Annotated in this window: 16 protein-coding genes and 1 other RNA gene; 11 read left to right on the top strand and 6 right to left on the bottom strand. The window is 33.1% G+C overall.

The genetic code is table 11. The features are described 5' to 3' along the window. Window positions 1-259 precede the first annotated feature (259 nt). A complete protein-coding gene (locus tag G7A72_RS13060; RefSeq protein WP_113666340.1) occupies window positions 260-1435 on the bottom strand; it encodes a GlmU family protein in 1176 nt (391 codons plus the stop codon). A gap of 162 nt (window positions 1436-1597) precedes the next feature. Continuing rightward, on the bottom strand, window positions 1598-1849 hold the full coding sequence (locus tag G7A72_RS13055) for a type B 50S ribosomal protein L31 (protein WP_039109118.1): 252 nt from the start codon (window positions 1847-1849) through the stop codon (window positions 1598-1600). Window positions 1850-2089: 240 nt separating this feature from the next. Between G7A72_RS13055 and G7A72_RS13050 the strand changes: the two genes are divergently transcribed. The 7 genes from G7A72_RS13050 (at window position 2090) to G7A72_RS13020 (ending at window position 10082) form a co-directional block, all read left to right on the top strand. Then, the gene (locus tag G7A72_RS13050; protein ID WP_165152774.1) at window positions 2090-2620 is read left to right on the top strand and encodes a DUF4199 domain-containing protein; all 531 of its coding nucleotides are present in this window, start codon (window positions 2090-2092) and stop codon (window positions 2618-2620) included. Window positions 2621-2626: 6 nt separating this feature from the next. Then, window positions 2627-3586, top strand: coding sequence for a glycosyltransferase family 2 protein (locus tag G7A72_RS13045; RefSeq protein ID WP_113666341.1), 960 nt, complete (start codon window positions 2627-2629; stop codon window positions 3584-3586). Between the two features lie 165 nt (window positions 3587-3751). Further along, window positions 3752-5479 (top strand): phospho-sugar mutase, encoded by a 1728-nt coding sequence (locus G7A72_RS13040; protein ID WP_165152773.1) that lies wholly within the window; start codon window positions 3752-3754, stop codon window positions 5477-5479. Between the two features lie 80 nt (window positions 5480-5559). Further along, on the top strand, window positions 5560-7407 hold the full coding sequence (locus tag G7A72_RS13035; RefSeq protein WP_165152772.1) for an ABC transporter ATP-binding protein: 1848 nt from the start codon (window positions 5560-5562) through the stop codon (window positions 7405-7407). Window positions 7408-7521: 114 nt separating this feature from the next. Continuing rightward, on the top strand, window positions 7522-8169 hold the full coding sequence (locus tag G7A72_RS13030) for a hypothetical protein (RefSeq protein ID WP_113666344.1): 648 nt from the start codon (window positions 7522-7524) through the stop codon (window positions 8167-8169). A 2-nt stretch (window positions 8170-8171) separates the two neighbouring features. Then, window positions 8172-9308, top strand: coding sequence for a retropepsin-like aspartic protease (locus G7A72_RS13025; protein WP_165152771.1), 1137 nt, complete (start codon window positions 8172-8174; stop codon window positions 9306-9308). A 72-nt stretch (window positions 9309-9380) separates the two neighbouring features. Next, the gene (locus G7A72_RS13020) at window positions 9381-10082 is read left to right on the top strand and encodes a DUF2971 domain-containing protein (protein WP_113666346.1); all 702 of its coding nucleotides are present in this window, start codon (window positions 9381-9383) and stop codon (window positions 10080-10082) included. Window positions 10083-10093: 11 nt separating this feature from the next. Here the strand turns inward: G7A72_RS13020 and G7A72_RS13015 are convergent, their stop codons facing one another. The 3 genes from G7A72_RS13015 to G7A72_RS13005 all read right to left on the bottom strand — a co-directional run bounded on the left by G7A72_RS13015 (window position 10094) and on the right by G7A72_RS13005 (window position 15102). Continuing rightward, window positions 10094-10816 carry a hypothetical protein gene (locus G7A72_RS13015; RefSeq protein ID WP_165152770.1) on the bottom strand — a complete coding sequence of 241 codons (723 nt, stop codon included), beginning with the start codon at window positions 10814-10816 and terminating at the stop codon, window positions 10094-10096. A 107-nt stretch (window positions 10817-10923) separates the two neighbouring features. Then, window positions 10924-13392 (bottom strand): TonB-dependent receptor, encoded by a 2469-nt coding sequence (locus G7A72_RS13010; RefSeq protein WP_165152769.1) that lies wholly within the window; start codon window positions 13390-13392, stop codon window positions 10924-10926. A gap of 12 nt (window positions 13393-13404) precedes the next feature. Further along, window positions 13405-15102, bottom strand: coding sequence for a M23 family metallopeptidase (locus G7A72_RS13005; protein ID WP_165152768.1), 1698 nt, complete (start codon window positions 15100-15102; stop codon window positions 13405-13407). A gap of 174 nt (window positions 15103-15276) precedes the next feature. On the opposite strand from G7A72_RS13005, the gene G7A72_RS13000 reads away from it, so the two are divergent. The 4 genes from G7A72_RS13000 (at window position 15277) to rny (ending at window position 17641) form a co-directional block, all read left to right on the top strand. Continuing rightward, a complete protein-coding gene (locus G7A72_RS13000; protein WP_113666350.1) occupies window positions 15277-15567 on the top strand; it encodes a hypothetical protein in 291 nt (96 codons plus the stop codon). A gap of 8 nt (window positions 15568-15575) precedes the next feature. Next, a complete protein-coding gene (locus G7A72_RS12995) occupies window positions 15576-15869 on the top strand; it encodes a cell division protein ZapA (RefSeq protein ID WP_113666351.1) in 294 nt (97 codons plus the stop codon). A gap of 51 nt (window positions 15870-15920) precedes the next feature. Beyond that, window positions 15921-16027: non-coding RNA, 6S RNA (ssrS, locus tag G7A72_RS12990), on the top strand. Window positions 16028-16075: 48 nt separating this feature from the next. Further along, window positions 16076-17641, top strand: a complete 1566-nt coding sequence (gene rny, locus G7A72_RS12985; RefSeq protein ID WP_113666352.1) for a ribonuclease Y — start codon at window positions 16076-16078, stop codon at window positions 17639-17641. Between the two features lie 113 nt (window positions 17642-17754). Here the strand turns inward: rny and G7A72_RS12980 are convergent, their stop codons facing one another. Beyond that, window positions 17755-19281 carry a PAS domain-containing protein gene (locus tag G7A72_RS12980; RefSeq protein WP_165152767.1) on the bottom strand — a complete coding sequence of 509 codons (1527 nt, stop codon included), beginning with the start codon at window positions 19279-19281 and terminating at the stop codon, window positions 17755-17757. Window positions 19282-19436 lie beyond the last annotated feature (155 nt).

Genomic DNA, 19436 nt, shown 5'->3' with positions numbered 1-19436 from the left:
ATTTAATTTTTATAAAACTATACCATTAAGCCAAAGAAAACTAACTAACGGCCATCTAAAACCTTACCAAATACTTAAATACCTTAAAAACAAAAGATTAAAAAAAACACTATTTTTACTCAAAAGAAGAATTTTCCCTATCCTTTTTCTTATTCCGAAAAAGAATTCTACTTCTATTAAATTGAAAAAAAAATGCTCTATTCGATTGAATGGAGCATTTTCCTGTCTTTAAGAAATATAATATCAATAGCAAAAGTTATTAATCTTTTCTCCACTTTTTTGTTTCCTCGAAAACATGTTCCAAAATTGCAGCTTCTCTTTCATCGAATTCCACATTTCGACGGCTCATTACAAGTCTTGCCGTTTCAAATGCTTTTTTGGTAATATAAGTAGTAAAACCAGAAGCGCCGCCCCAAGAAAAACTTGGCACAAAATTGCGAGGAAAACCGCTGCCAAAAATATTAGCACTCACTCCTACTACTGTCCCTGTATTGAACATAGTATTAATACCGCACTTACTGTGATCACCCATCATCAAACCGCAAAACTGAAGACCCGTTTTAGCAAAACCTTCCGTTTCATAACTCCACAATTTCACTTCTTCGTAATTGTTTTTCAAATTCGAATTGTTACTGTCGGCGCCAATATTACACCATTCGCCAAGAACTGAATTTCCTAAAAATCCGTCGTGACCTTTATTAGAATAACCAAACAATACCGAATTATTGACTTCGCCCCCAATTCTGGAAAAAGGACCTACTGTTGTCGCTCCATATATTTTAGACGCCATTTTTACTTGTGCATTTTCGCACAAGGCAAAAGGGCCTCTGATAACAGATCCTTCCATAATTTCAGAATCCTTACCTATATATATAGGACCTGTAGAAGCATTTAAAGTCACAAACTCTAACGTTGCTCCTTCTTCAATAAATATATTTTCAGGTGCAATTACATTCACACTTTTTGGAATAGGTTGAGATCTTCGGTCTTCGGTTAAGATTTCGAAATCTTCCCGAATGGCAGCATCATTTTTAGAGAAAATATCCCAAGTGTTTTGAACTGTTAAACAATCATCCGTATATTCAATAATTTCATAGGAATCAAAATCTACTGCTTCTTGTTCTTCGGTAGTATAAAAAGCGATGACTTCATCGCCTCTAAAAATTGCCTGATTGGGTTCCAAATTACTAACCATTTCGACTAAAATAGCGTTAGGCAGAAAAGAAGCATTAATCATTACGTTCTCTTCTAATTCTACCATTGGATATTTTTCTGACAAATACTCCTCTGTCAAAGTAGTTGTAGTAGAACCCAAATGCATTTCCCATTTTTGACGAATGGTCATAATCCCAATAAGAATATCCGCAATAGGACGTGTAAAAGTAAAAGGCAATAAGGCATTTCTGGATGGTCCGTCAAAAAGTATGTAATTCATAAAATTGTTTATTTGTTGATTCAGTTAGTTATTGAATAAAAATTAGTTCAAAAAACTTCCCTTTTTATAATATTGACTTCAAAGTTACAAAGTTTTCAAATAAATAAAATAAAAAAGCCTCCCAAAAAGGAAGGCTTTACTATATTTGAAAACAAGTTAAAATTATTTAACGTGTTTAGCGTATTTAGTTTTGAATTTATCAATACGACCTGCAGTATCGATAAGTTTAGATTTACCTGTGTAAAAAGGGTGAGAAGTTCTAGAGATCTCCATTTTTACAACTGGGTATTCAACACCATCAACTGTTAATGTTTCTCTTGTATCTGCAGTAGATTTAGTGATAAAAACTTCGTCATTTGACATGTCTTTAAATGCAACTAATCTGTAATTTTCTGGGTGAATTCCTTTTTTCATCTTGTTAATCTTTTTTATTTGTTAATTATAATTTGTCTTGAAGCTTTTCTTCTAACAGAAAAGGTATAAACTCCTTATAACTTTTTGTTTTACAATATTATTTTGAGTTTGCAAATTTACAATTTTTTTCCAATAAACAAATCTTTGCATCACTTTTTTTATATAATCGTAAAAAGCGATTTTTAGCTCCGAATATATTGGGAATTGTTATATTTGTGGATTAATTCTAAAACAACAACAATGATAAATGAAATTATTAAAAAGAATGGAATAACCTTTGGAGTAACAATTGGAATTGTTTCTGCATTAATTACTTCAACAATTTACGCTATTGATTTAAATTTGTTTACTTCTTGGTGGATTGGAGTCCTAAGTATTTTGGTTTACCTTACATTGGGAATTGTTTTACTTTCGAAAACAAAAAAAGAGCTGAACAATGTTTTCTCTTTCAAGGATGCTTTTACGACTTACTTCATCGCTACACTAATAGGTATTTTAATTTCAACTCTTTTTAATGTTCTTTTATTCAATTTTATTGATCCTTCTGCTAAAGAGACTTTAAGTGAATTAATGATTAAATACACTGTCAATATGATGCAAAAATTTGGTACACCAGCATCAGCAATTAATGAAGCTATCACAAAATTAAAAGAAAACAATCCTTACTCTACATTGGAACTATTAAAAGGATCCGTTTTTAGTATTGTTTTTAGTTCAATTTTCGGATTAATTTTGGCAGCATTCTTTAAAAGTAAATCTACACAAGAATAAAAATTAATGAATTTATCAATACTCATACCGCTTCTTAATGAAGAGGAATCGCTTAATGAACTATACAATTGGATCATCAAAGTGATGCATTCTCATAATTATTCATACGAAATCATTTTTCTGGATGATGGAAGTACGGATAATTCATGGACTATCATCGAAGGATTTGCGAATGAAAACCCTCATGTAAAAGGGGTTCGTTTCATGAAAAATTTTGGAAAATCACAAGCACTGCATGCTGGTTTTGCCAAAGCGCAAGGTGATGTTATTATCACTATGGATGCTGACTTGCAAGACAGCCCAGAGGAAATTCCAGGTTTATACGACATGATTACCAACGGAAAATATGATTTAGTTTCCGGATGGAAAAAGAAACGCTACGACTCCGTGGTGGCAAAAAACTTGCCTTCTAAATTATTCAATTGGGCGGCTAGAAAAACATCGGGAGTGGAATTGAACGATTTCAATTGCGGATTGAAAGCCTACAAAAATATTGTGGTGAAAAACATTGAGGTATCAGGTGAAATGCACCGGTACATTCCGGTTTTGGCCAAAAATGCCGGTTTTGGAAAAATTGGCGAAAAAGTGGTACAACATCAAGCCAGAAAATATGGTGAAACTAAATTTGGGATGGAACGCTTTATTAATGGTTTTCTGGATTTAATAACTATTTGGTTTTTATCAAGATTTGGAAAAAGACCCATGCATTTATTTGGCGCCATGGGATCATTAATGTTTATTATCGGTTTTACGCTTGCCGGATATATTGGTATTTCAAAATTGTACCACATGTATAATGACATGCGTTATAGTCTGGTAACCAATAATCCTTGGTTTTATATTGCGCTTACCACAATGGTTTTGGGAACACAATTATTTTTGGCCGGATTTCTTGGCGAAATAATTTTGAGAACAAAAAACAATGAAGAGCGTTATAAAGTATCCAGTGAGGTTAATTTTTTATAAATTTATGTAAACGAAAAAGTTCTCGTTTACACAATACCTAGCCCTGATAAAAGCGGCATCCCACGCTTTTTTTGCGTGGATATAGCGTATAGCAGGATATAGCTCCTAAAAAAAACAATTGGATTTAAATTTCATTTACGAATTTAGAAACTAAAAAAATATATAATGGAAATCAAACAAAATATTTTGGACGCAGTAAATGAATGGCTTACGCCAACATTTGACACCGCAACACAAGAAGCGATAAAGGAAATGATGACTACATCTCCGAAAGAACTGGAAGAAAGTTTTTATAAAAATCTTGAATTTGGAACCGGTGGAATGCGCGGTGTTATGGGCGTGGGAAACAATCGCATCAATAAATATACGCTAGGAAAAAGCACACAAGGCCTTTCGGATTACTTGCATACTGCATTTCCTAACCAACCTTTGAAAGCCGTTATTGCTTACGATTGTCGTCATAATAGCGATACTTTGGCTAAATTAGTTGCGGATGTTTTCACGGCTAACGGAATTGAAGTGTATTTATTTTCGGAATTGCGACCTACTCCAGAATTGTCATTTGCAGTAAAACATTTGGGTTGTCAATGCGGAATCGTTCTTACGGCATCACATAATCCACCAGAATATAACGGGTATAAAGTATACTGGCAAGATGGTGGACAAATTGTACCGCCGGAAGATAAAGGAATTATCACTGTTATTGAGAATTTAAATTACAATCAAATCAAGTTCACTGCTAATGAAGATTTGATACATTATATAGATACGGAAGTTGATGAAGCTTTTATCAAATCAACTATCGAGAATGCGAGTTTTGGAACTTCGGCTGAAGCCAAAGAAAATCTGAACATTGTTTTCACTTCCTTACACGGAACTTCTATTACTTTAGTTCCTGATACTTTCGCGCAAGCGGGATACACGAACGTACATATCGTGGAAGAACAAAGAGTGCCAAATGGTGATTTCCCAACTGTAAAATCTCCAAACCCAGAAGAGCCGGAAGCATTGACAATGGCGTTGGCATTAGCAGATAAAACCCATGCTGATATTGTAGTGGGAACAGACCCAGATTGCGATAGATTAGGTGTTGCTGTTCGAAATAACGAAGGACAAATGACGTTGCTGAACGGAAATCAAACGATGATTTTGATGACCGCATTTCTATTGGAACAATGGAAAAAAGCGGATAAAATCAATGGTAAACAATTTGTGGGTTCTACAATCGTTTCTACTCCTATGATGATGGAATTAGCAACAAACTACGGCGTGGAATGCAAAGTGGGATTGACTGGTTTCAAATGGATTGCCAAGATGATAAAGGATTTTCCTGAGCTGGAATTCATTGGTGGCGGTGAAGAAAGTTTTGGTTATATGGTAGGCGATGCCGTACGCGATAAAGATGCTGTTGCAGCTACTTTATTGATTTGCGAATTGGCGGCTCAAGCCAAAGCCAAAGGAAGCACGGTCTACAAAGAATTACTAAAACTTTATGTTGATAATGGTTTTTACAAAGAACACTTAGTTTCATTGACTAAAAAAGGAATGGATGGTTTGCAGGAAATCAATCAGATGATGATTGACATGAGAGAAAATCCATTGAAGGAAATCAACGGACAACGTGTAATTATGCTGGAAGATTACCAATCGTCAATAGCGAAAAATTTACTTACTGATGAGGAATCTAAAATGGATATTCCAAAATCGAATGTATTGATTTATTACACCGAAGACGGCTCTAAAATTTGCGCCAGACCAAGTGGAACGGAACCAAAAATAAAATTCTATATCAGTGTGAATACGGAATTGGAATCAGTAGAAGATTTCAATGAAGTAGAAAGTATTTTGGACCATAAAATAAAAAACATTATTACTTCAATGCAATTGAATTAATTAAAAACAAAATTGATTTTTCAGACAGACCCGATAAGTAGAGAACTTATCGGGTCTTGATGATAAAAAAAACAACTTAAATGGACTCAAATTTCAAAAAAATTATTCCTTTCACAAAACCATATCGTTCTCATATGGTTTGGAATGTGATATTCAATATTTTTTACGCACTATTTAGTACTTTGTCTTTTATTGCATTAATCCCTATGATGGATGTCCTTTTTGGCACAAGTGAAAAAATCAACAAGAAACCTGCTTTAGAATCTATTTTTGATATTATCAAATTCTCTAAAGAATACTTATACTATAACATCACACAACTAACAGACGAGCATGGTCCTGAATTTGCATTGTTGCTAGTTATAGGTATAGTAAGCATCACTTTCCTGTTAAAAAATCTGTTTAATTACCTTGCATCCAATCATTTGATGCATCTTAAAAATGGCGTATTAAAGGATTTAAGAAATTCAATGTATAACAAAATCATCAACTTACCTGTTTCCTACTATTCTGAAAAAAGAAAAGGAGATATTATGGCTCGAATGTTGGGTGATGTAAATGAAGTTCAAAATTCTTTTTTTTCTATCCTAGAATTGATAGTAAAGGAACCAATGACAATTATATTCACCCTAATTGGAATGATTGCAATCAGTTTCAAATTGACCTTGTTTGTCTTTATTTTCATCCCTCTATCAGGACTATTGATATCAAAAATTGGTAAGTCATTGCGCAGCAAATCCGAAAGAGTACAATATGAAAATGGTTATCTAATTTCAATTGTGGAAGAATCGTTATCTGGACTAAAAGTTGTTAAGAGTTACAATGCGGAATCAAATTTTAAAGAAAAATTTAATGATTCAGTTACCAGAGTTTTAAAATTATCTAATAGTATCGGAAAAAAGAACAACTTAGCTACGCCATTAAGTGAGTTCTTAGGAATTATTACAATTTGTGTATTGCTTTGGTTTGGTGGAAAAATGGTACTTGTAGACACACTTCCTGATGGAAAAGCACTACTTGATGGAGCTAAGTTCCTAGCTTACATGGGTCTTGCCTATAATATTCTAACTCCGGCAAAATCCATTTCTAAAGCTTCTTATTCTGTAAAAAATGGATTGGCAGCAGCCCAACGTGTTTTTGAAGTTCTAGAAGTAAAAAATGAAATTACAGACAGCGAAAATGCGGTTAAAAAATCAACTTTTGAAGACAGTATAACTATTAAGAATATTAATTTTAGATACGAAGAAGAGAATGTTTTAAAAGACTTTTCACTTCAAGTTAAAAAAGGACAAACTGTTGCTCTTGTAGGACAATCCGGTAGTGGGAAAAGTACCATTGCTAATTTATTGACTCGTTTTTATGATGTGAATGAAGGAACAATTGCTATCGATGGAATTGATATCAAAGATATGAACCTACATTCCCTTCGTGATTTAATGGGATTAGTTACCCAAGACAGTATTTTGTTTAACGATACGATTAAAGCTAATATCTCTCTTGGGAAATTAGACGCAACGGATGATGAAATTATCGAAGCGTTGAAAATTGCCAATGCCTATGAATTTGTAAAAGACTTACCGTTAGGAATTCATACTAATATTGGCGACAGCGGAAACAAACTTTCCGGTGGACAGAAACAACGTTTATCTATTGCCCGTGCCGTTTTGAAAAATCCTCCAATTATGATCCTGGATGAAGCTACATCAGCATTGGATACTGAAAGTGAAAAATTCGTTCAAGTAGCACTGGAAAACATGATGCAAAACCGAACTTCAATTGTAATTGCACACCGTCTTTCTACCATTCAAAAAGCAGATTTGATTGTGGTAATGCAAAAAGGAAAAATAGTGGAGCAAGGAAAACACGAGGAACTGATTGCAATGAATGGCACATATAACAAATTAGTCACCATGCAGTCTTTCGAGTAAGTTGCCTTAAAATACACTTCAGGCACTTAAATTTACAGTTCAGTAAAAAAATAAAAAAAGGTTACGTAACATCTAATACATTTACGTAACCTTTTTAATTTAATACTGAAATTTATGCTTTTCAAAATTATCTTAACACTTCACATTCTTTCCGGTTTTACCGGATTGCTATTAGGAACGTTGCTTTTAATTCGGAAAAAAGGAGATGTCATTCATAAAAAACTTGGTAAAGTATTTACTTTAGCCATGGTTTCAACTGGTTTGTGCGCTTTCTACCTTTCGTATGTGCATCCTAACTTATTCCTTTTTATAGTAGGCGTATTCACAATTTACTTGTCTATTTCAGGCTATCGAATGATTCATTTAAAAAAGGCTCATCTGGGTCAAAAACCTAAAATAGGCGATACAATCCTGACTATTCTCATGCTTATTTCCAGTATGATTTTCTTTTATATTGGAATTAAATATGTGTTAGCAAAACAATTATTTGGAATCGTCTATTTCTTATTTGGGTTAACTAGTCTGCGATTATGCGCTGTCGAATACAAAGCCTACACCGGAAAAATTACCGACAAATTATATGGATTAAAAAATCATATCGGTAGAATGACCGGAGCCTATATTGCCGCTTTTACGGCATTCCTTGTGATTAATAATACCTTTTTACCTCCAGTTTTAGCATGGAGTTTACCGGGAATTGTTGGCGGCATCTTCATCGGTCGAACATTACGAAAATTGAGAACTCAAAAATCAAATCAATAAACATGAAAGAAAACACTCTACTAGTACTATTGCTTTTACTTTCATCTTTAAGTAAAGCCCAATCTGTCAAAATTGACACAATCCCTTTTACAACTAAATCTTCATTATTAGTTTTTAAGGGGCTAATAAATGGCATCGAAACTGACTTTGCATTTGACACAGGCGCATCGCTTGGTGTGGTCACATCAGCAAAAGCTAATAGCGCTAATATCAAAATTACTGGAAAAAAGAATATTACTGACAGTAACGAAGATGTAAACTCCATGAAAGAAGGAACAATTGAAACAGTAACAATTGGTTCTTTTAAAATTAAAAATGTAAAAAGCATAGTGTATGACATGCCTTTTTTATCTTGTAATAATTATTATTTATTAGGTGCAAATGCTATCAACAAGCTGAACTGGAAAATTGATTTTGAGAAAAATCTTTTATATGTCTCAAAATCAAATTTTGAATATTCTAGCGAAATGCTTGAGATGCCCATTACTTACAAAAATAACCGCCATTTCACTACTTTTACCATCAATGAAACCGAATTCAAAAATTGCTTAATAGACTTAGGATATAACGATTTTTTTGAAGTTTCTGAAAAAGAACCGATTTTTAAAAAACTAAAACAAGAAAATCAAGATGCAATAATTTCTGGTTCCCGATTGACAATGAGTCTTTCCAATATAAAAATCAACAGATACGAAGCTTTAAGTTTTGATAATTTGATTATCGGTAACAAAAGATTTGATGATTTAAAAATAGAAATTAGAGCAAATATTGAAAATAAAATAGGGCTCAAATTCTTCTCGCAGTTATCCTCTATTTTGATCCTGAACAATGACAATTCAAAATATTATTTGAAACTTTCAAACCAACCTATTTCTTTACAAATGAGTTTTGATGCCGATTGTTATTTGAAAAACGGCAAATTAATAATCATGGGTAAAAACAACAATTCCGAAAGTTCAGCAAAAGATTTAGAAGCAGAAGAAGAAGTGAAATCAATAAATGGTTTAGAGGCAACTGATTTTAAAGATGAGTGTAATTTTATATTGTGGAGAATTGAAAATCTTAAAAAAGACAATTATGAAATAGAAAAGTTGAATGGGCAAAAAATCATAATAAAAAAACAAGTGCTTAAATCCTAATTATAAAATAAAATGGTCAACTTTACATATCGTATCTAACGTTAGAGCAACATTTTTTTAAAAATACTTTAAATGTACATCAACAATCCAAACATAAAACTACCTGAAGACCCAAATACTGTTGTTTGGAAATATCTTGATTTATCTAAGTTTTTGGATTTATTGATGTCTGAAAAATTATTCATGTCGCGATCCGATAAATTTGAAGATCAATATGAAGGTACTTTTAGCGAACCCACTTTTGAGGAAATAAAAAAACTGTCAATAGACAATCCTGACTTTTTAAACTATTATAAAACACATCGGGAAAAAGTAGCAATTAGCAGCTGGCACATCAATGAATACGAATCATTTGCCATGTGGCAGATTTTCACGCAAAACAGTGAAGGGTTGGCAATTCAATCCACAATTGGGCGTTTGCAAGAATCCTTGAATCCGGAAACTAATTTCAATCAATACATTGGGGAAGTAAATTACATCGATTACAAAAAAGAGCACATTCCGTTTGACGATATGTTTTTTCCTTTTTTATTCAAACGAAAAAGTTTTCAATATGAAGGCGAAGTACGCATCATCACAGACATTGGCGAAAGCGAAATCAAAATCAATGAAGGCTTGAAAATCAATGTAGACATCAATCAGTTAATCGAAAAAATATATATTCATCCTAAATCCGAAAACTGGTATAAAAATCTGGTCATTCAGTTAGTAAAACAACTTGGTTTTAATTTCACCATTGAAAAATCAGACTTGGAAAGTGATATTTTAATTTAAAATCAATGCTGCTAAACTGGCTCGTAACCAATTATTTTCCATTCCTTTTTTGACAGATCGATATAGTAATAATTCACAACATCTTTCTTATCAAACTCTCCATTTTTATTAGTATCCTCAACCGTTCTGTAGTACAAACGATTATTGGTTCCTATCAATTTCCAGTCGATTAATTCCTGAAAATCAGAGGATATTTTAGTGAATTTCTCGCCGCTGATTTCGCTTAAATACAAGGCTTTAATATCACTTGTATCTAATTTACCGTCTTTATTCGTATCCATATCCACCATCGTGTACACCATAATCTGGTTATTGGTTTTATCAGCAACCGACTTCAAATACGTAGCTGTCATAATCAAAACAGGTTTGTCTGTCAATTTTCTGATAGAGTCAGAATCAACTTTTTGAAATTTCAAATTCTGCAAAAAACCAGTAATTTCAAATTCGCCATAATTAGATATGGTAAAACTCAAATCATTCACGCTGGAAGAACCATATCTCGATTTTATACCTTTCTCACGAATACTTAAATCCGCAACAGGATGAATCAAGTAATCCGTTCCTTCCATTTGAAGTGGCAAATCGGCAATTTGTATTTGGGTAGAATCAGTTTTGGCCAGTTCTTTTGCTCTACTTGTTCCATCGTAAGTAACTTTTGGTTTTTCAACCTCCTCTTTACAACTGGTCAAAAGTAAAATTGCGATTCCTAATATTGTGATATGTAGTTTTTTCATGTTTTTGCATTATTAAAATTCAAATGTAATCATTTTTAAAAATGGTAACGTCATTCGATACTTGATTTAACGAATTAAAATTGGGGTAAATTTTAATAATTTAACGGTTATAACCTCGCAGTCAATTTCAAATTAAAAACTCTGGTTGTCATATAATTCGGAATTGCATATTGATTTTTAGAATATACATCCCGAACCCAAGTATTTGTAATGGCATTTTGATTGTCAAAAAGATTAAAAATCTCCAACCCTATTGCTAACTCTTTAAAATCTTTAAACCAACCCATATTCTTTTTTACGGTTGTGTTGTCTATAAAAACTTTAGAAAAACCCACATCAACACGGCGGTAATCATTCAATCTGTTTTGATATAAATAAGGATCAACATACGATGGAGAACCGCCGGGCAATCCGGTATTGTACACCAAATTCAAGTACAATTTAATACTTGGAATATTAGGCATGTAATCTTGGAATAAAAGTCCAAATTTCAATCTCTGGTCTGTAGGTCTGGCAATATAACCTTTATCATTGCTGTTTTCTTCTGTTTTCAAATAGCCAAAACTAAACCACGATTCTGTGCCGGGAACAAATTCCCCGTTCAAGCGAACATCCAGTCCTTGCGCATACGCGGTCGCATTATTGTTGGCTGCATATCGAATGCGAACGTTGTCAATCGTGTACGTATTTACATCCGTCAGCGATTTATAATACAACTCTGAAACCAACTTGAAAGGACGATTCCACATCTTGAAACTATAATCATTCCCAAAAACAACATGCACTGATTGCTGCGCTTTGGTATTAGGTTGTACTATTCCATCACTATCTCGTAATTCCCTATAAAATGGCGGTTGATGGTACAATCCTCCCGAAAGTCTAAAAACCATATCTTTCTCCCAATCTGGTTTTATGGCAAATTGTGCTCTGGGACTGAAAGTAATTTGGGATTTGCCAGCTATATCAAAACCTGTAACTTCCCAATTGTGTAAACGTATTCCGGCATTATACCAAACTTCACTCGAACCAATATTCGATTTTAAACTCCATTGACCATAACCCGAAAATCTATTGATGGAGTTAAAATTTGTCGCTCTAATATTTTGATACGGAACAAGCGGTCCGGTGTAAGGTGAATACGGCTGATCATTTTTTGGCAAATCAATAATGGGTTGATTCAATGAAAAACCAGCCGAATCAATTACCTCCCACTCTATTATTCTGTCACGAATGGATTCTCGTGTATATTTTACTCCCCATTCAAATTGGTTTTCTTTCCAATCGTGAAATCCTTTTATCTCTGTATTTACAATCAGGGCATCCAAATCGTTTCTGGCATGACTCAACTGAGAACCAATTCCTCTTGTAAAAGCAACTTCTCCAAAAGTTTCTGACCCAATACTGGAATCCACTTCGCCTAAATGGTATTGTGCGAAAATATCAAAATATTCTTGTTCTAAAGTATGAAAAACAGAACCGATAAATTTCAAAGTGAAGTTATCCGAAACATTGAACGTTGTTTTTAAAGCTCCAAAATACGTATCGTATTTATCCTTTTCCTGACCTTCATAAAAAACAGTAAGTGCCATAGGATTATCTATGGTTCCAAAATTAGTCTGCCTCGTTAATGGCTGATATTGGTATTTATTTTGAGAAATATTCCCCAGAAAACTCCATTGCCATTTAGCCGAAGCTTGATAATTTATATTAGTTTGAATATCCGCAAAAGACGGTGTAAAATTCGTTTGAGTTTCTTGACTTTTTACTAAAAGGCTGTTATTTCTGTATCGAACTCCCGTTACTGCAGACCATTTTTTATTCTTGGAAACTGCATCGACAGAAAGGCTTCCGCCAAGGAAACTTGCTTCAAGGCTTGCGCCAAATTTAACCGGTTTTCTGTATGTAATATCTAAAACAGAAGATAATTTATCCCCAAACTTCGCTTGAAAACCTCCCGCCGAAAAATCAACATTTTGCACTAGATCCGTATTGGTAAAACTTAACCCTTCTTGTTGTCCCGAGCGAATCAATAACGGACGATAGACTTCAATTTCATTTACATAAACCAAATTCTCGTCATAATTTCCTCCACGCACTGCGTACTGTGTACTCAACTCATTATTAGAATTTACGCCCGGCAAGGATTTCAAAATGTTTTCGATTCCGGCATTGGCTCCGGGAATTTTCCGAATCATCTCAGGTTCAATTGCTGTAATACCCTGAATCTGTTTTCGGTTGTTAGAGGTCACAATAACTTCTCCCATTTGTTCTTCCTGATCGCTCATTACTGGATTGAACTCCTTTTGTTCATTGGTATCCAAAGAAAAAATCACAGTTATTTTTTTTAAAGAGACATGCGTAAAAACAAGTGTCACTTGTTTGTTTGCAGGAATTTTTAAATTGTAAAAACCATTTTCGTTGGTCCGCGTACCGCCACTCGAATAAGAAACATTGACGTTTTCTACCGGTTGATTGTTTTTGTCTAAAATAACACCTTTTATTCTAGCCGTTTGAGCGGATAAAGTTAGGCTCAAAAAAACAAATAAGAATACAGGTAATAATTGATTCGCACTCAAAGTGTGTGATTTTTAATTTTTTTGACTTCTAAAAAAACGAGTTTCAAAGGTAGTTGAATTTCCTACATTATCCGTAACAACAATTTTTAAATCATTGGCTCCATCAACAGCAATTCCATCACTGAAATAATGAGTCAATTTTCTAGTCTTGTTATCGTATTCAAATAAAACCCATTTCCCGTTTAAGTAGCCATTGTATGATTTAATCCCTGATAATTCATCATAAATAGAGAACTGAATGGTTTTTTGTTCACTAATCCATTTTCCTTCAACAGGAGCGGCTATGCTTATTTTTGGAGCAACCGCATCTGAAACCAAAGCATACTTACCTAAAATTTTAACCTTAGTATTAAAAACATTATCTTTTCTGTAGGTTGGATTGTAATTTATTTTTTTTCCTTCAATTCTGCCAATAAACATTTTTTCTTTTTGCAGTTCGGTGGATTTTGTATCTTCAATGGAAACGGTAAAATTAGTGTGCGCAGGAACCGTGTCGTCATGCAAAAACAAGGTGTCATTTTTTACATCAAAATTCAAATCAAAATCTTCGTAAAAAGTTCCCGCAGGAAAGAAAACCGACATGTTTCCTAAAGCAAAATTGCTGTCTTTGTTCGCTCGTACGAAATAATTGGATTGCACAGACTCCTTGCTAATTATGGCAGGTAAGATATCGTACTTGATAGGAATTGATATTGTTTTTTTATTTCCAAAAAAATCCGAAACTTCAATGCGATAGAGCGAGGCTAAATTGGGTGTTACTTGCAAAACCCCTTTGTTTTCATCGGCTTGAATAAAACTTAAATTATAGGGCGTTTTCATGAATAATTTCTGAACGCGTTGTTGCATTTTCTTATATCTTGAATAATCAATCAATGCATTAATGTACCGCATGTCATCAAAGGAATACGTGTTGAATTCATAACCGAAATTTGGTTTCCCATTATAAAAAGACTGCACTTTATACACCCCGTTATTATTAAACGAAACATCATCAGTATCGTAAGCGGAGATACCAAAACCAATTGAACCATTTGCGACAACTTTGTCTGACAAATAGGTACCGTCTTTTTGTAAAGAAACATTTAGTAATAAAGGACGTTTAGAATGATTAACCGTAGTTTTCGAATCCAAAGGATACACATAAACCCCAGAAACAATTGGTTTCTTTGTATCTTTTAAAAATTTATTAAATCCAAAAAGCATCGGATTGATTATGAATTCTGTTTTAGAATCCCGAAATTCAAAATGCAAATGCGGTCCTTCTGAGGATCCTGTATTGCCTGAAAAAGCAATAATTTCTCCCTTTTTCACTACCATTTCATCGGGCTTAAAAAACATTTCAATTTCAAATGATTGCTCCTTATAATGCGTTTTCTTGATGTAATTTTCTATTTCGCCGTTGGTCATTTTTAAATGTCCGTAAACCGAAGTATATCCATTAGGATGGTTGATGTAAATTGTTTTTCCGTTACCAAAAGTAGATATCTTTATTCTTGACACATAACCATCGGCTACAGCATAAACCTTTAATCCTTCTTTTTGTTGCGTTCTCAAATCGAAACCTGCATGAAAATGATTGGGTCTCAACTCGCCAAAATTCCCGGATAATTGCATCGGAATGTCTAATGGAGATCTAAAATAATCTTTTGGATAATCAACTTGAGCAAAAACAGAGGTGCAAAAAAATAATATATACAGCGAGAATTTCATGATTTACATTTTTGCTAAGATAAAAAAAGTATTCAAAACAGCACTAAAAAAAACCGATCGTAACCATTTGTACAACTGATATTTAATTAATTTAATGCAAAAAAAATAATAAAATATTGCAAAATTAAAAAGGAATACTAACTTTGTATGATTATGTAATGAATAGGATATATAATGAGTGCAATTGCAGAAATTATTGATACTCTTGAAAATAAAGTCGAAAAACTTTTTATTAAAATGAAAGGTTTAGAGAAAAACAATCAAGATTTGAAAAACGAATTAACAAAAACTGCATCCACAATACAAAGTCAATCACAAGAGATTGAAGCGCTAAAAACGCAGTATGAAACACTCAAAGTAGCAAATACATTACTAGGCAGTGACGATAATAAAAGAGATACGAAGCTTAAAATAAATTCATTAATTCGCGAAATTGATTACTGTATAGCACAACTATCAGATTAATAAAAGATATGGACGAAAAGCTTAAAATTAAAATATCAATAGCAGACAGAGTTTACCCATTAACGGTTGATTTTGCTCAGGAAGAAGGCCTTAGAAGCGCTTCTAAAAAAATTGATAAAATGATTAAGCAATTTGAAGAAAATTACGCTGTTCGTGACAAACAAGATGTTTTGGCAATGTGTGCCTTACAATTTGCCTCACAAACAGAACAAAAACAAATTGATAACACTATTGATGGCGAAGCAACCATTGAAAGAATTAAAAAAATCAATGCGATTTTAGATCAATATCTCGACAAATAAACGTTCTTTACAAAAACTAAGATACTGCCTACATTAGTTCTTATTTGGTAAACTCAACACTAACATTTTAGAATGAGCAAATCATCGTTACTATAGCAAGCCAATTCAGTTTGGAAGCTTGAACAACGAGTTAGCTCAAAACTTGTCTTTTCGAGTTTATTCAATCCCACTAATGTAGGCTTTTTTATATATAAATTTTAACAAACATGGACAACATATTAACGATTATTATCACAGGAATTATAGGTATTGTAGCGGGTTTTGGTATCGCAAAATTGATAGAAAAAAGCAACATCTCCAACCTGATTAAAAATTCTAAGAAAGAAGCAGCATCAATATTGAAAGATGCAAATCTGGAAGCTGAAAACATAAAGAAAGATAAAATTCTTCAAGCAAAAGAGAAATTTATAGAATTAAAATCAGAGCATGAACAAGTTATTTTAACACGTGATAAAAAAGTGGCCGAAATTGAAAAAAGAGTTCGTGATAAAGAATCTCAAATTTCAAATGAATTGTCAAAAGCGAAAAAAGTAAATGATGATTTTGAATCAAAAACTATAGAATATACTACAAAAATTGAGAATTTAGACAAGAAACAAGCTGAAGTTGAAAAACTTCATAAAAGTCAATTGCAGCAATTAGAGGTTATATCAGGTTTATCTGCCGAGGAAGCTAAAAATCAATTGGTAGAAGGATTGAAAGCAGAAGCTAAAAGCAAAGCAATGTCTCATATTCAAGACACTATTGAAGAAGCTAAATTAACCGCACAACAAGAAGCTAAAAAAATCATCATCAATACCATCCAAAGAGTTGGTACAGAAGAAGCCGTTGAAAACTGTGTATCGGTATTCAACATTGAATCTGACGACGTAAAAGGTAGAATCATTGGTCGTGAAGGAAGAAATATACGCGCACTGGAAGCAGCTACCGGAGTAGAAATCATTGTTGATGACACACCAGAAGCTATTATCCTTTCTTGTTTTGACCCTGTACGTAGAGAAATTGCACGTTTGGCATTACACAAATTAGTAACGGACGGAAGAATTCACCCAGCTCGTATTGAGGAAGTTGTTGCAAAAACTGCGAAACAAATTGACGATGAAATTATAGAAGTTGGTAAACGTACCGTTATCGATTTAGGAATTCATGGATTGCATCCAGAATTGATTAAAGTGGTTGGACGTATGAAATACCGCTCTTCTTATGGACAAAATTTATTGCAACACTCCCGTGAAGTTTCTAAACTTTGTGGAATCATGGCCGCTGAACTTGGTTTAAACGTAAAACTGGCGAAAAGAGCTGGTTTGTTACACGATATTGGTAAAGTTCCAGATGCCGAAAGTGATTTACCTCACGCATTATTAGGAATGCAATGGGCTGAAAAATACGGTGAAAAAGAAGAGGTTTGTAACGCTATTGGAGCTCACCACGATGAGATTGAAATGAAATCATTATTATCTCCAATTATTCAGGTTTGTGATGCTATTTCAGGTGCAAGACCAGGAGCGAGAAGACAAGTATTGGATTCTTACATTCAACGTTTAAAAGATCTTGAAGAAGTAGCTTACGGATTCAGCGGTGTGAAAAATGCTTATGCCATTCAAGCCGGTAGAGAACTTCGTGTAATTGTGGAAAGCGAAAAAGTTTCTGACGAAAATGCAGCGAACTTATCTTTTGATATTTCACAAAAAATTCAAACAGAAATGACGTATCCAGGACAAGTTAAAGTTACTGTAATTCGTGAAACAAGAGCTGTGAATATTGCTAAATAATTTATTGTATCTGACATATAAAAAAACTTCTCATCAATGAGAAGTTTTTTTTTGGAATATTATAAACGAAGAATCTACTTAAAAAAACTTTGCTTATTTATTAAATAACGTAATTAAGCATTCAAACTATCGTTAAAAACAATCTTAAAAGTTGTTCCTACTCCTACTTCACTTTCGACTGAAACAGTTCCTTTCATCGATTCTATTTGATTCTTTGTAATGTACAACCCTAAACCTCTAGCCCCTTCGTGCTTGTGAAATGTTTTATACATACCAAAAAGAGAATCTCCATATTTTTTTAAATCGATGCCTAAACCATTATCCGAAATTGACAAGGTTTTTTTACCATTTTCCAATGAGAAAGAATATTTTATCTCAACAGGTTTATTAGAATTAGAATATTTTATAGCATTTGTTGTAAAATTCAATAAAACACTTTCTAGGTAAGCTGGATTAAAATCGACAAATATGTCTTCAGGAATATCTTTTATAATAGTAACTTGATTATAATTTTTTAAATTCTTGATCAAGTCCAAAGTCTTCTTCAAATATAAATTCAAGTTCAATGATTTTATAGGAATGTTGGAATTACTTTGTATTAGCACCAATTGGGTCAAATTAGCTATTGTTTCATTTAAATCATTAGAGACAGTGCGTAAATGAGATAACATTTCTGTACTACTCTCTAAATCCTCCTCGGAATCTATAATATCTAAAATTGATTTAATATTGCCGGCTTGCGTATTTAGATTATGGGAAACAATATGTGAAAAATTCAGTAGTCGACTATTTTGTTGACTAAACAATTCCATTGTTTTTACTAATTCTAACTCTTTTTCTTTTTGTGCAGAAATATCAGTATGCGTGCCTATAGCTCGCAATGGTTTACCATCTTCATCACGCTGAATTACTTTTCCTCTGTCTAAAATCCATTTATAATTTCCGCTTGAGGTTAAAACACGATGGTAATTTTCGTAAAAAGGTATTTTATTTTCAAAATGATCCTGAATTTCAGAGTAATATTTTTCCAAATCATCAGGATGTACAATTTCATCCCAACGTTCCGGCTTATCAAAAATATCTAAAGATTCCTGCTCGAGGATTTTCATCGATTGTGAGGAATAAAAAACTTTATTGGTTGTTAAATCCCAGTCCCAAACTCCAGCCGTAGAAGCTTCAAGAGCAAATTTAAAACGCTCTTCAGAAATTTTAAGCTTAATTTCCTGATCTTTCAAGTCAGTTACATCTGAGATTCTTCCGTAAAAAGCAATATTCCCATCAGGATATAATTCTGGTTTTGATGAGACTTTAAGCCAACGCAGTCCCTTTTCAGGTAATAAAACCCGAAACTCGAAATCCCATCTTGCAATATTTCTTTTTGCATTTACCAATGACTGAAAAAACGTCAATCGATCAGCTTCAAATATCCTGTCATACACAAGGAATTTGTCACTGTCTACAAAATGATTTGAAGACAACTCAAAAAAATCGTTTACCGATTTACTCACTAAAGGAAATAAATAGGTATTGTCAGGAGCAATCACAAATTCAAAAATTAAATCTGGAATCTCATTAAATAATTTACTATAAAAATCATTTACCTCTTGGCAATTTCCGTTTTGGGGAAAATCAAAAACCATATTACTTTTTATAAGATTTTAATAGAACACAATTTAGATTATATTTTTTATTTAAAAGACAAATTAACTGTAAAAATCGCTCCTATTTAATGACATTATAAGCCGAATTTAAAGAAATTTAATTTACAGGTTATCCCGTAAACTCTTTCTTACCT

Source organism: Flavobacterium sp. Sr18, assembly GCF_011064265.1.
In the GTDB taxonomy this organism is placed as follows: Bacteria; Bacteroidota; Bacteroidia; order Flavobacteriales; family Flavobacteriaceae; genus Flavobacterium; species Flavobacterium petrolei.
The sequence above is the reverse complement of the archived record's forward strand: the minus strand, read 5'-3'. Positions and strand labels throughout refer to the sequence as shown.